Raw genomic sequence first — 12,570 nt, forward strand, 5'->3', positions numbered from 1 at the left:
TTTCATGTCCTTTGAAAAGCTGGCTGAAGACGGCAAGGCCCGCCGCGGTCGTCTGACCTTTCCCCGGGGCGTGGTTGAAACCCCGGCCTTCATGCCGGTGGGCACCTACGGTACGGTGAAGGGCATGCTGCCCAGGGACATCGAGGCCACCGGGGCCCAGATAATACTGGGCAACACCTTTCACCTGATGCACCGGCCAGGCACCGAGGTGATCAAGGCCCACGGTGACCTGCATGATTTCACCCAGTGGCAGGGGCCGATCCTCACTGACTCCGGCGGTTTTCAGGTGTTCAGCCTCGGCGAGATGCGAAAAATTACCGAGCAAGGCGTGAGTTTCCGCTCGCCGGTGGATGGCTCGCCGGTAGAACTTAATCCCGAAATCGCGATGCGGGTACAGCGTGACCTGGGTTCCGATATCGTGATGATCTTCGACGAGTGCACGCCGTACCCGGCCACCGAGCGGCAGGCCCGCGAGTCCATGGAAATGTCCCTGCGCTGGGCGGCCCGCAGCAAGGTGGCCCATGGTGACAATCCCTCGGCACTTTTCGGTATCATCCAGGGCGGCATGCATAACGAGCTGCGCCAGCGTTCCCTGGATGGCCTGGCCGATATCGGTTTTGACGGCTATGCCATTGGCGGCCTGTCGGTGGGCGAGCCGAAAGAGGACATGCTGGCGGTGCTGGACTACCTGCCGGTGCGGATGCCGGCGGACAGCCCCCGTTATCTGATGGGCGTGGGGCGTCCGGAGGATATCGTCGAGGCGGTTCGCCGTGGCGTCGACATGTTCGACTGCGTGATGCCCACCAGGAATGCCCGCAACGGCTACCTGTTCACATCCACCGGCATCGTCAAGATCCGTAACGCCGTAAACCGCCACGACACGTCACCGCCGGATGCGGAGTGTGACTGCTACACCTGTTCACACTTTTCGAGGAGCTATCTGCATCATCTTGATAAATGTGGTGAAATGCTTGGCTCGCAACTGAACACCATTCACAACCTCCATTACTACCAGAAGCTGATGGCTGGATTGCGTGGGGCTATTGAAGCAGGTACATTGTCCGACTTTGTGGAATCCTTCTATCGCAAGAGGGACCAGACCGTGCCGCCGTTGGCGGTGGACTAGTCCGTCATGCGCCCGTATTTCCCGAACAACCGTTAACTGGAGACATCCTATGAAAGCAGTAAAAGCCATGTTGGCCACTCTTCTGGCCGCCGCCACCCCGGGCGTAGCCTTCGCACAGGAAGGAGGACCGGGCATGGGCGTAATGGGCCAGGTCATTTTCTTCGGTGGTTTCATCCTGATTTTCTATCTGTTGATCTGGCGCCCGCAGTCCAAGCGCGCCAAAGAGCACAAGGCACTGATGTCCGGCCTGAACAAAGGCGACGAAGTGGTGACCTCCGGCGGCATGGCCGGCCGCATCACTCGTGTTACAGACGACTTTATCGTGGTTGAAGTGGCTGACAACGTGGAAGTGAAGGTCCAGAAGGTTGCTGTTGCCACGGCCCTGCCCAAAGGCACTCTGAAAGACATCTGAACGCACTGACCAGGGAGGCCGTCCCGGTGACGGCCCGAACGCGGTCAAGAAAGGGCTCCTATGCTGAACAAGTATCCGCTTTGGAAAAATCTGCTGATCCTGGTCGTACTGGCGATCGGCTTCGTCTACGCCTTGCCGAATGTGTTCCCCGATGACTACGCGGTCCAGATCACCGGTGCCCGCAGTGGTACCGAGATCGGTCAGGCCACCGTGGAACGGGCCACTAGCGCCCTCGAGGAAGCCGGCATCGCTGTCAAGGGGGTGGACCGGGAAGAGCGTAGTGCGCTGATTCGTGTTAACAGCTCGGAGGATCAGCTGGAAGCGCGTCCTGTGGTTCAGCAGGCCCTTGGGGATGAGTATCTGGTTGCCCTGAACATGGCAGAATCCACCCCGGAATGGCTCAAGTCCGTGGGCGCTGGCCCCATGAAGCTTGGCCTGGATCTGCGCGGTGGTGTCCACTTCCTGCTGGAGGTGGATATGGAGACGGCCGTCACCCAGCGCCTGGAGGCCACCGCCAGCCAGATCAAGGGTGAGCTGCGGGAGGAGCGCATCCGCTACCGCGGCGGTGACGTGTCCGACGATAACCGAATTCTGATGTCGTTTCGCGCCGAGCAGGACCGTGACGAAGCCTTTGATCTGGTCCGGGACAGCTACAACGAATTCCTGCTGGACGAGCGCACCGAAGGTGACGATTTTCTGCTGGAGTTGAGCCTGTCCGACGAGGAGGTCCAGCAGATAGAGGACTACGCCATCGAGCAGAACCTGACCACCATCCGCAACCGGGTCAATGAGCTGGGTGTGGCGGAACCGCTGGTGCAGCGTCAGGGTTCGGACCGGATCATCGTGGAGCTTCCCGGTGTTCAGGACACGGCCCAGGCCAAGCGGGTGCTGGGTGCTACCGCCAACCTGGAGTTCCGCCTGGCGGCCCGTCAGGATGCGCCGGAGTCGGCCACGGAAACCTATCCCTTCCGGGATGAGCCGGATCGCACAGCCCGCCTGGAGCGGGACGTTATCGTTACCGGTGAGAATGTGGCCAATGCCAGCCAGAGCTTTGACGAAAACGGCATGCCCCAGGTCAATATCACCCTGGACGGCGTTGGTGGCGACCTGATGACCCGTGCCACCCGCAATGCCGTTCAGCGCAGCATGGCGGTGCTGTTCATCGAGTTCCGTACGGAAACCGAGCAGGAGACCGTGGACGGTGAGGTGGTCACCCGTGAGGAGCGGGTGGTAGAGCGCAGTATTATTTCCCTGGCGACCATCCAGTCCACGCTGGGTTCCAGCTTCCGTATTACCGGGCTGGATTCCATCCACGAAGCTTCCGAGCTGGCCCTGTTGCTGCGGGCCGGCGCACTGGCCGCGCCCATGTATTTCGTGCAGGAGCGCACCATCGGGCCAAGCCTCGGGCAACAGAACATTGATGCCGGCTTCATGTCGGTGGTGGTCGGTTTCATCCTGGTGCTGCTGTTCATGGCCGTCTTCTACCGGGCGTTCGGCCTGATGGCGAATGTGGCCCTGACCCTGAACCTGATGCTGTTGCTGGCCTGCATGTCGATCATTTCCGCCACCCTGACGTTGCCGGGTATCGCCGGTATCGTATTGACCGTGGGCATGGCGGTGGACGCAAACGTACTGATCTTCGAACGCATCCGTGAAGAATTGCGGGAGGGTGTGTCGCCACAGCTGGCGATCAACGCTGGTTATTCCCGGGCATTCGTGTCGATTGTGGACGCCAATATCACCACCTTCCTGGTGGCGATCATTCTGTTTGCCATGGGTTCCGGCCCGGTGAAAGGCTTCGCGGTGACGCTCAGCATCGGCATTGTGACGTCACTGTTTACCGCTCTGGTGGTCAGCCGCGCCATGGTTAATGCAATTTACGGAGGCCGGAAGGTCGAAAAACTCTCGATCGGAGGCAAGCTGGCCCATGACTGATACCCCTGGAAAAGCAATTGATTTCATGGGGCTGCGCAAGGTATTTGCAGTAGTCTCTGTGGTTCTGGTTCTGGTATCCGCGGTGCTTATCGGTGTTCGTGGCCTCAACTTCGGTCTCGATTTTACCGGCGGCACCTCGGTAGAGCTTGAATATACCGAGGCCCCGGAACTGGACGACGTGCGCTCGATACTGTCCGACGCGGGCTATACTAACTACGTGGTCCAGAACTTCGGGTCTGACACCCTGGTGCTGATCCGCATGCAGGAGGCCGGCGACGACCAGTTGGGGCTTCGCATTCTGGCGGATATCGAGCAGCGTACCGACAGTGACGTCACGCTGGTAAGCTCCGAATTCGTGGGCTCCCAGGTGGGCGACGAGCTGAAGGAGGACAGTGGTCTTGGCATGTTACTGGCGCTGGCCGTGGTGCTCATTTACGTGGGCATGCGCTTCCAGTTCAAGTTCGGTATCGCCTCGGTCATTCCGCTGGCCCACGATGTGATCATTGTGCTGGGCCTGTTCGCACTGTTCCAGTGGACTTTCGATCTGACCGTGCTGGCAGCGTTGCTGGCGGTGATCGGTTACTCCCTGAACGACACCATTGTGATCATGGACCGTATCCGCGAGAACTTCCGCAAGCTGCGCGTCGATGATCCCGAGGAAACCATTAATCAGTCGATCCAGGAAACCATCAACCGGACCATCAACACGTCCTTGACCACTTTGCTGGTATTGATGGCCCTGTACTTCCTGGGGGGCGAGGCTATCAACAACTTTGCCATCACTCTGGCGATCGGTGTGGTGGTCGGTACCTACTCGTCCATTTACGTGGCGGCAAACATGCTGATCACCCTGGGCGTTACCCGGGCTGACATGGTGATACCGCCCAAGGAAGGTGTGGCCGGTGAGCAGGCGGAGGAGGAAGAAGAGCCTCCCGAGTGGCTCAACCGTATGTGACTGCCGGCCACATGGCGCAAAAAAAGCCGGGTATGGAAAGTCCAGCCCGGCTTTTTTGTGTCTGCCCGAACGTTGCCAGACAGTCTTACGATTACTGGCGATCAGCGTGGCAGGCGGGCCTGGAAGGGATGCAGCGTGCGCAGCACTTCCCGCATCAGCTTCGGGTTGGCGATGGCCAGCTGACGGGACTCCGCGCTTGCCGGGTTGCCGGAAAAATCGCTGCTCAGTACGCCGGCCTCATTGGCCAGGGCGAGGCCGATATCCCGGTCTTCCGGTGTCGGGCGGAACAGCACCATGGCATCCAGGTGCCCGGCAGCCAGACGCGCGAGATCCAGCACGCTGCAGCCGGTGCTGCGAACCTGACTTGACTGGCTGGCCAGTTGAGCCGACAGCTCACCCCAGACCAGCGGGTCTTCCGCGCCCCGTGCCTGATCGAGGAGATTGGAGGCTACCACGGCTTCGCTCAGGTGCTTGATCTCGCTGGCGCGCATGCGTCGGCTGTTGAGCACTGCCCCGCGGCCACGGCTGGCGGAGTATTCCTCGCCGGTGACCGGGTTGATCAGCAGCAGGTTTTCAGTGCGGCCATCCTTTTTCTGGACCAGTGCTACCACGAACTCGGGAATGCCCCGCATCAGGTTATCGCCACCCAGCACGGGGAAGATGTGCCAGCTCAGGCTATGACCATCCGGGCTGCCATCGTCAGCGGGGGCGATGTAGTGATCCTTGTAGGCCTTCTGCAGTTGCTCGGCGAAGTTCTCGTAGATCTTGCCGGTTACACGATCCAGCTGGCGTTGCCGCTCACCGGGCTCGTTGCCGGCGATATCCTGGCGTTCAAAGTGGGCTTTCAGATAATCGGCACCCTGGCGCGCGACGCGCAGGGCCATTTTTATGGCTGGTTGCATCGGACTCTTCAGTATCTGGAGTGATCAAAGGCGCGATCATAGCAAATCGTGGGGGTGCCTTAAACGTTTTTCCGCTCCGTAAAGACCGGCATGGCGGGCACTCCGGGTGCGGCCGGCCGGAAGCGTGGGTATAAACCGGCACCCAAATGCGGGTCCAGTCTGGTAATATATTGGGCCTTTTCGTTCACTCTGTTGCCGGATCCAGACCGCTATGCACAAACCCGCACTCCCCAGTACCTTTGATTTGCCGGCCCGGGATTATGTCCGGGTAGTGATGGTGGAACCGTCCCACTCCGGGAATATCGGTGCGGTGGCCCGCGGGATGAAGAATATGGGGCTCGGCAACCTGTGGCTGGTCAATCCCCGGTCCTTTCCCGACGAGACCTCCTACGCCCGTTCGGCCGGCGCCTCGGATGTTCTTGACCGCGCCCGCGTGGTGTCCGGTCTCGACGAGGCGATCGAGGATTGCGTACTGGTCATGGGCACCAGTGCCCGCGGGCGCAAGGTACCCTGGCCGGTGATGTCGCCCACCGACGCCGCGCGGCAGGTGGGTGACTATCATGGCAAGGGTGAAGTGGCGCTGGTATTCGGCCGCGAGAATAACGGCCTGAGCAACGAAGAGTTGCAACGCTGCCATGTTCACATACACATTCCTACCAACCCGGACTACAGTTCTCTCAACGTGGCCATGGCGGTTCAGGTAATGTGCTACGAGATCCGCATGGAATACCTGCGGGGTCTTGAAAACAGCGCCGACAATCCGCAACTCAAGTCTATCAACTCGCCCGAGGATCCGGGCTGGGATGTGCCGCCGGCAACCGTGGCGGAACTGGAAGGGTTTTTCAGTCACCTGGAAGACACTCTCGCCGGCATCGATTTCCATCGCCGGGATAATCCCCGCCAGCTGATGACCCGGCTGCGCCGCCTTTACCAGCGGGCCCGTCCGGACCAGATGGAAATCAACATCCTGCGAGGGATTCTCACCGCCGTCCAGAAATCGGCTTCCGAACAGAGTGCGGGCGCCGGCTCAAGAAAACAGGACCAGACAGATGTTTGAGCGAATCAGAGAAGACATCGGCAGTGTGTTCCATCGCGATCCGGCTGCCAGGAACACATTTGAGGTTCTGACCAACTACCCGGGGCTGCATGCGTTGCTGCTGCACCGGCTGGCCCACCGGATCTGGAAGGCAGGCTTCAAGTGGCTGGCGCGAAGTATTTCCACATTCTCCCGCTGGCTGACCGGCATCGAGATCCACCCGGGGGCCACCATTGGCCGGCGTTTCTTTATTGATCACGGTATGGGGGTGGTGATCGGGGAGACCACCATTATCGGTGACGACGTTACGCTCTATCAGGGGGTCACCCTCGGTGGAACCAGCTGGAACAAGGGCAAGCGCCACCCCACCATCGGCGATGGCGTGGTGGTCGGTGCCGGCGCCAAGATCCTCGGCCCCTTTGATGTGGGCGCAGGGGCCAAGGTCGGCTCCAACTCGGTGATCACCAAGGCGGTGCCGGCGGGCGCGACGGTCGTGGGTATTCCGGGGCGGGTGGTAGTCAAGCACAAGGAGAGCGACGGCCGCCGCAAGGAGATGGAGGAGCGCATGGGTTTCGATGCCTATGGTGTTACCGAGGAAATGCCGGACCCGGTTGCCCGTGCTATGCGTAGTTTGCTGGATCACATGCACGCGGTGGACGAGCGGATCGAGAAAATGTGCACGGCCATTCGCAAGGTTAACCAGGATTACGTAGACAACGGCGAGCTGCCACCGCTGGATACAGAAGAGTTCGATTGTGTGCGGGATGATTCCGACGAAACGGCGGAAAGCCGCTGAAATCACGATCAGAACGGAATACTTGACCAAAAAAGTGGGTCAATTCATACTCAGTGGTTGAATTTCTCAGCCGGGGCTATCGTTATGCGACTGACAACAAAGGGCCGCTATGCCGTAACCGCCATGCTGGACCTGGCTCTGCATGGTGATGAAGGGCCGGTCAGCCTGGCGGATATCTCCAGGCGTCAGGGTATTTCGCTGTCGTATCTCGAGCAGTTGTTTTCCCGTCTGCGGCGTGAAAAGCTGGTGATCAGTGTACGTGGCCCCGGCGGCGGGTATCGGCTGGGCCGGGCTGACGATCAGGTATTCATTGCCGATGTCGTGGATGCCGTCAACGAATCCCTGGATACGACGCGCTGTAATCACAAGGGCGATTGCCAGAACGGTGAGATGTGCCTGACCCATCACCTCTGGTCTGACCTGAGCGACCAGATCCATCAGTTCCTTAGCGGAATCAGCCTTGCCGACCTCATGAACAAGCGTGAGATTCAGATCGTTGCCAGCCGCCAGGATGGCAGGCCGGAGTCTGATAACCGGACCGATACCATTAACACCGAGCGCCTGGGCAGCCGGGCGCCCGCCTGACGTTTGCAGGAACATGAAAACACCGATCTATCTCGATTACGCCGCGACGACGCCTGTAGACCCGGCCGTTGCCGAAACCATGACGGGCTATCTTACCCTTGATGGTGTGTTCGGCAACCCGGCCAGCCGTTCCCATGGCTTTGGCTGGCAGGCGGAAGCGGCCGTGGAGGGCGCCCGTCGCCAGGTTGCCCAGCTGATTGGTGCCGACCCGCGGGAGATCGTCTGGACGTCCGGCGCTACCGAGTCGGACAACCTGGCCATCAAGGGCGCCGTATCGGCCAACCGCAGGGAAGGGCAGCGGCCCCACATCATTACCTCGGTGATCGAGCACAAGGCGGTACTGGATTCCTGTACCTGGCTGGAAAGCCAGGGTTGTGATGTCACCCGCCTGACACCGGACAGCACCGGCAGCATCTCGGTGGACCAGGTAGAAAAAGCGCTGCGTCCCGAAACCCTGCTGGTCAGTCTGATGCTGGTGAACAATGAGCTGGGTACGGTGAACGATCTTGCCCCCGTGGGCGAGCTGCTGCGACCGAGGGGTATACTGTTTCATGTTGACGCGGCCCAGGCTGCCGGCAAGATGCCGGTTGACGCAGGGGCGCTCAAGGCAGACCTGATAGCGCTGTCCGCGCACAAGGTGTACGGGCCCAAGGGCATGGGGGCCCTGTTCGTGCGCCGCTCACCGGATGTTCGCATAGACGCCCAGATCCATGGTGGCGGGCATGAGCGCGGTATGCGCTCGGGCACCCTGCCCACTCACCAGATAGCTGGCATGGGCAAGGCTTTCGAGCTGGCCGGCGCCGTGCTGGACGAGGAAATGGCTGTCATGGAATCGCTGCGTAGCCGATTCCTTGAGGGAATCGAGCCCCTGGAGGGGGTCCGGCTACATGGTCACCCGGACCGGCGGGTGCCCGGCATCCTCAATCTGGGATTCGAGGGTGTCGAAGCCGAGTCGATGATGCTGGGGCTGCGGGAGCTTGCGGTGTCCTCCGGTTCCGCCTGCGCGTCGGCTACCATGGAGCCATCTTACGTACTGACCGCCATTGGCCTCAGTGATGCACAGGCCCATACCGGGTTACGTTTTTCGCTGGGGCGGTTTACCACCGCAGAAGAAGTTGACCATGCGGTGGATCAGATCAATACCGTGGTCAGCCGTCTGCGGGAACGCCGTCGCGCCCCGGCCTGAAGTCCTCATCCGCCTGTCAACGGAAGGGGCCCGCTGTCGGTAGGCAGCCGGCCCCTTACTGCGTATAATCTCAGTCCGGAATTCTGACCTGAAACCCAACTGGAGCAAATGATTATGTCCAATGAGCGTACGCTCTCCATCGTGAAGCCGGATGCCGTCGCCAAGAACGTTATCGGTGAGATCTACACCCGTTTCGAAAAAGCCGGCCTGAAAATCGTCGCCGCCAAGATGATGCACCTGTCCCAGGAGCAGGCGGAAGGCTTCTACGCTGAGCACAAGGAGCGCCCGTTCTTTCCGGACCTGGTTGCCTTCATGACCTCCGGCCCGGTTGTGGTTCAGGTGCTCGAAGGCGAGGGTGCCATCACCAAAAACCGTGATCTCATGGGGGCTACCAACCCCAAAGAAGCCGAAGCCGGCACCATTCGTGCGGATTTCGCCGAGTCCATCGACGCCAACGCCGTCCATGGCTCTGATTCCGCGGCTTCCGCTGAGCGCGAGATTGCCTATTTTTTCAACGACAGTGAAATCTGCCCCCGCGGCTGAAGCTGTCCGGGGCGGCTTCGGCCGCCCCGCCTGTTATCTGATCGAGAATGACCATGACAACTGCTGTAGAAAAGACCAACCTGCTGGGAATGCCCAAGGCCAAGCTTGAGGCGTTCTTCGAGTCCATGGGGGAGAAACGCTTCCGTGCGACCCAGGTTCTGCAGTGGATGCACCAGCGTGGCGCGGACGATTTCGATCAGATGACCAACATGAGCAAGGCCCTGCGGGAGAAGCTCAAGCTGGTGGCAGAGGTTCGCGGCCCGGAAGTGGTCTACGATGAAACCTCGAAAGACGGCACTCGCAAGTGGGTCATGCGCATGGATTCCGGCAATAGTGTGGAAACCGTGCTGATACCGGACGGCGAGCGGGGCACTTTGTGTGTCTCCTCCCAGATTGGTTGCAGTCTTGACTGCACCTTCTGTTCCACCGGCAAGCGCGGCTTCAACCGCAACCTGACCGCCGCCGAAATCATCGGGCAGGTATGGGTGGCGCGCAAGGCGTTCATGCCGTTCGAACCGAATGGCGACCGGCCGATTACCAACGTAGTCATGATGGGCATGGGCGAACCCCTGCTCAACTTCGACAACGTGGTGGATGCCATGAACCTGATGATGGAAGACCTGGCCTATGGCATTTCCAAGCGCCGGGTCACGGTGAGCACATCCGGCGTAATTCCGGCACTGGATCGGCTGGGGGAGGTGAGTGATGTGTCCCTCGCGATTTCCCTGCACGCTCCCAATGATGAGCTGCGCAATCAACTGGTGCCGCTCAACCGGAAATATCCGATTGCCGATCTGCTGGCGGCGACCCGTCGTTACCTGAGCGGTCTGCCCGACAAGCGCAAGGCCACTATCGAGTACACGGTTATCGAGAACATGAACGACCAGCCCGAGCATGCCCATGAGCTGGCCGTTGTCTTGCGCGGGTTACCTTGCAAGATCAACCTGATTCCTTTCAACCCGTTTCCGGAGAGCGATTTCCGGCGGCCGAGCATGAATGCGACCCGGCGTTTCCAGAAAATTCTCAATGAAGCGGGGTACATCACAACCATCCGGACCACAAGAGGCGATGATATCGACGCTGCATGTGGCCAGCTTGTTGGTCGCGTGGACGACCGGACAAAACGCAGCCAGCGTTACATACCAGTTCAGCAGATGACTCCCTAACACTTGCCAAGGCTTCAGGAAAACTTCATGCGCCCAGTATTGTCAGAACAATTGTCAGGCCGTTTCCGGATTACCCTGTCTGTGTGCATGTTACTGGCGTCCGTCCTGTTCGCCGGCTGCGTCACGGTGACCGACAGCCGCTTTGCACAGGAAGAAGACGAAGACAAGGCGGTCGACAATTACGTGAAACTGGCTACCGCCTATCTCTCCCAGGGCAATTACGACCGCTCCCGCATGCACCTGGAACGGGCGCTGGAGCTTCAGCCCAACGATGCCGGCGCACTGGCTACCCAGGGCATACTCTATCAGCGCGAAGGTGAGCCTGAACTGGCGGAGGAAGCTTACCGCAAGGCCTTGAGCAGTGATTCCGGTTACACCCGGGGCCGGGTCTTTTACGGGGCGTTCCTGTATGGCAGGGACCGCTATGAGGAGGCCCGGGAGCAGTTTCGCCTGGCCAGCCGCGACACCGGTTATGATGACCGCGCTTCGGTATTCTACAACCTCGGCCGGGCCAGCGAGAAAATGGAAGACATGGACGCTGCGGTAAAGGCCTACCGCCGGGCCCTGGACCTGGGCCGGGGCGATCCCCGCTGGCTGCTGGCGCTGTCCCGTTCCCTGCTGGCCACTGGCGACTACGGTGCGGCGGCGCGCTACTACGACCGGCTGCGGAGCATGATGGAGCGTAACCCTGAGCTTGAGCACTCGCCGGAAAGCCTGCTGGTGGGCATTCAGATTGCGCGGCATTTTCGCAACTACGACCAGGAATCAAGCCTGGCACTGCTGCTACGTAACCGCTATCCGGATTCAGAAGAGTACAGACAATATAAGGTAATATTGGCCGATGACAACGGATAAAGCGAGCCAGGACGCCGGCCAGCCAAAAGCAGGTGAACGACTGCGGCAAGCCCGTGAAGTTGCCGGCCTGTCGGTGGCTGAGGTGGCGGCCAAGCAACATCTGAGACCTGCGATTATCAGCGCCATTGAAAGTTGCGACTATCGCAGTATCGACAGCGAACTCTTTCTCAAGGGTTATGTCCGCGCTTACGCCACACAGGTGGGCATTGACCCTGACAGTATCGTGCGTCAGCTGGACAAGGAGCTGGAGCCGCTGCGGCAGGAACAGGAGGCCCGTGCCGAGGAAAACCCTCTGGTGACCATAGAGCGCCGTAAGCGCCGTAAGCTCCGGATAGCCAGAATTGTGATGGTGCTGGCGGCTCTCGCCGTGTTGGTCTATGCCGGTTCGCTCTATCTTGCAAACCAGGAGACGCAACTTGACGAGACCGGGCCCGGAGAAACCGTAACCGGCGAGTCGGAACAGGCTGACGCCCCGGTTTCAGGGGATTCTTCCGGTGACGCCGCAACGGGTACGGACGATTCGCCCGCCGCAGACACTCCGGTAACGGATGCAGAACCCCTGACAGAAGCGCCGGTGACCACAGAAAGCGAGGCCCCGGAGCCCTCTGTCCCGGACCAGGCCGTGGAAGCCACCGGTGAACCCGAAGCCATTGCTGAACCGGACGTCGCCCCGTCGGTCGGGGAAGCCGGGCCCTCGCCTGAACTTTCCCCGCAACCCGTCACCGAGCCGGCACCGGTGGTGGCAGAAAATGGCGCAGGCGTTTCCGGTGACAATGAGGTGTCGTCCGGGCAGGAATCCGGGGCACCGGTGGATAACGAAGGGCGCCTGGTAGTGGAATTTTCCGGCGACTGCTGGATTCAGGTGCAGGACAGTAGCGGACGTACGCTGGCAGCCGAGCTGCGCCGCGCAGGCGAAACGCTCGAGGTGACCGGTGAAGGACCCTTACGGGTGGTTATCGGTGCCGTCAGTGCGGTGTCGGCCCTCAGTTACAGCGGGGAGACGGTAGACCTGAGTGAACGCCGGACCTCCAATAACCGGCTGGAACTGACACTGTCGGATTAACTGTCATACG

The 12,570-nt window shown here is 60.4% G+C and carries 13 protein-coding genes; 12 read left to right on the top strand and 1 reads right to left on the bottom strand.

Annotated features, from left to right (window positions below; all coding sequences use genetic code 11):
- Positions 1-4: 4 nt before the first annotated feature.
- From tgt to secF, 4 genes are read left to right on the top strand one after another with little or no spacing between them, the layout of a single operon-like run.
- Entirely contained in the window at positions 5-1,126 is a 1,122-nt protein-coding gene (tgt, locus tag IE079_RS05735; RefSeq protein ID WP_189574689.1) for a tRNA guanosine(34) transglycosylase Tgt, read from the top strand.
- 49 nt (positions 1,127-1,175) lie between these two features.
- Positions 1,176-1,538 carry a preprotein translocase subunit YajC gene (yajC, locus tag IE079_RS05740; RefSeq protein WP_189574135.1) on the top strand — a complete coding sequence of 121 codons (363 nt, stop codon included), beginning with the start codon at positions 1,176-1,178 and terminating at the stop codon, positions 1,536-1,538.
- A gap of 60 nt (positions 1,539-1,598) precedes the next feature.
- Positions 1,599-3,473, top strand: coding sequence for a protein translocase subunit SecD (gene secD, locus IE079_RS05745; protein ID WP_189574141.1), 1,875 nt, complete (start codon positions 1,599-1,601; stop codon positions 3,471-3,473).
- A complete protein-coding gene (secF, locus tag IE079_RS05750; RefSeq protein ID WP_189574144.1) occupies positions 3,466-4,428 on the top strand; it encodes a protein translocase subunit SecF in 963 nt (320 codons plus the stop codon). Before secD ends, secF begins: the two co-directional genes overlap by 8 nt.
- A 101-nt stretch (positions 4,429-4,529) precedes the next feature.
- Here the strand turns inward: secF and IE079_RS05755 are convergent, their stop codons facing one another.
- On the bottom strand, positions 4,530-5,330 hold the full coding sequence (locus IE079_RS05755) for an inositol monophosphatase family protein (protein ID WP_189574147.1): 801 nt from the start codon (positions 5,328-5,330) through the stop codon (positions 4,530-4,532).
- 211 nt (positions 5,331-5,541) lie between these two features.
- Between IE079_RS05755 and trmJ the strand changes: the two genes are divergently transcribed.
- From trmJ to IE079_RS05795, 8 genes are all read left to right on the top strand, one after another.
- Positions 5,542-6,387: a tRNA (cytosine(32)/uridine(32)-2'-O)-methyltransferase TrmJ gene (gene trmJ / locus IE079_RS05760; RefSeq protein WP_189574150.1), complete on the top strand. Its 846-nt coding sequence runs from the start codon at positions 5,542-5,544 to the stop codon at positions 6,385-6,387.
- Positions 6,380-7,162 carry a serine O-acetyltransferase gene (gene cysE / locus IE079_RS05765; RefSeq protein WP_189574153.1) on the top strand — a complete coding sequence of 261 codons (783 nt, stop codon included), beginning with the start codon at positions 6,380-6,382 and terminating at the stop codon, positions 7,160-7,162. The genes trmJ and cysE overlap by 8 nt, the downstream gene beginning before the upstream one ends.
- An 84-nt stretch (positions 7,163-7,246) precedes the next feature.
- Positions 7,247-7,747 carry a Fe-S cluster assembly transcriptional regulator IscR gene (gene iscR, locus IE079_RS05770; protein ID WP_189574156.1) on the top strand — a complete coding sequence of 167 codons (501 nt, stop codon included), beginning with the start codon at positions 7,247-7,249 and terminating at the stop codon, positions 7,745-7,747.
- A 13-nt stretch (positions 7,748-7,760) separates the two neighbouring features.
- Positions 7,761-8,933 (top strand): IscS subfamily cysteine desulfurase, encoded by a 1,173-nt coding sequence (locus IE079_RS05775; RefSeq protein WP_189574159.1) that lies wholly within the window; start codon positions 7,761-7,763, stop codon positions 8,931-8,933.
- A 114-nt stretch (positions 8,934-9,047) separates the two neighbouring features.
- Positions 9,048-9,476: a nucleoside-diphosphate kinase gene (ndk, locus tag IE079_RS05780; protein WP_189574162.1), complete on the top strand. Its 429-nt coding sequence runs from the start codon at positions 9,048-9,050 to the stop codon at positions 9,474-9,476.
- A gap of 53 nt (positions 9,477-9,529) precedes the next feature.
- Entirely contained in the window at positions 9,530-10,642 is a 1,113-nt protein-coding gene (rlmN, locus tag IE079_RS05785) for a dual-specificity RNA methyltransferase RlmN (protein ID WP_189574165.1), read from the top strand.
- Between the two features lie 27 nt (positions 10,643-10,669).
- Entirely contained in the window at positions 10,670-11,497 is an 828-nt protein-coding gene (gene pilW / locus IE079_RS05790) for a type IV pilus biogenesis/stability protein PilW (RefSeq protein ID WP_189574168.1), read from the top strand.
- A complete protein-coding gene (locus tag IE079_RS05795) occupies positions 11,484-12,560 on the top strand; it encodes a RodZ domain-containing protein (RefSeq protein ID WP_189574171.1) in 1,077 nt (358 codons plus the stop codon). The genes pilW and IE079_RS05795 overlap by 14 nt, the downstream gene beginning before the upstream one ends.
- Positions 12,561-12,570 lie beyond the last annotated feature (10 nt).

Source organism: Marinobacter zhanjiangensis, from assembly GCF_014651935.1.
GTDB classification, from domain to species: Bacteria; Pseudomonadota; Gammaproteobacteria; order Pseudomonadales; family Oleiphilaceae; genus Marinobacter; species Marinobacter zhanjiangensis.

Excerpts from the sequence above, each read along its gene's own strand:
- pilW (WP_189574168.1), top strand. The coding sequence starts at position 10,670 with ATGCGCCCAGTATTGTCAGAACAATTGTCAGGCCGTTTCCGGATTACC.
- iscR (WP_189574156.1), top strand. The coding sequence starts at position 7,247 with ATGCGACTGACAACAAAGGGCCGCTATGCCGTAACCGCCATGCTGGAC.
- IE079_RS05775 (WP_189574159.1), top strand. The coding sequence starts at position 7,761 with ATGAAAACACCGATCTATCTCGATTACGCCGCGACGACGCCTGTAGAC.
- tgt (WP_189574689.1), top strand. The coding sequence starts at position 5 with ATGTCCTTTGAAAAGCTGGCTGAAGACGGCAAGGCCCGCCGCGGTCGT.
- trmJ (WP_189574150.1), top strand. The coding sequence starts at position 5,542 with ATGCACAAACCCGCACTCCCCAGTACCTTTGATTTGCCGGCCCGGGAT.
- IE079_RS05795 (WP_189574171.1), top strand. The coding sequence starts at position 11,484 with ATGACAACGGATAAAGCGAGCCAGGACGCCGGCCAGCCAAAAGCAGGT.
- ndk (WP_189574162.1), top strand. The coding sequence starts at position 9,048 with ATGTCCAATGAGCGTACGCTCTCCATCGTGAAGCCGGATGCCGTCGCC.
- secF (WP_189574144.1), top strand. The coding sequence starts at position 3,466 with ATGACTGATACCCCTGGAAAAGCAATTGATTTCATGGGGCTGCGCAAG.
- secD (WP_189574141.1), top strand. The coding sequence starts at position 1,599 with ATGCTGAACAAGTATCCGCTTTGGAAAAATCTGCTGATCCTGGTCGTA.
- rlmN (WP_189574165.1), top strand. The coding sequence starts at position 9,530 with ATGACAACTGCTGTAGAAAAGACCAACCTGCTGGGAATGCCCAAGGCC.
- yajC (WP_189574135.1), top strand. The coding sequence starts at position 1,176 with ATGAAAGCAGTAAAAGCCATGTTGGCCACTCTTCTGGCCGCCGCCACC.
- cysE (WP_189574153.1), top strand. The coding sequence starts at position 6,380 with ATGTTTGAGCGAATCAGAGAAGACATCGGCAGTGTGTTCCATCGCGAT.
- IE079_RS05755 (WP_189574147.1), bottom strand. The coding sequence starts at position 5,330 with ATGCAACCAGCCATAAAAATGGCCCTGCGCGTCGCGCGCCAGGGTGCC.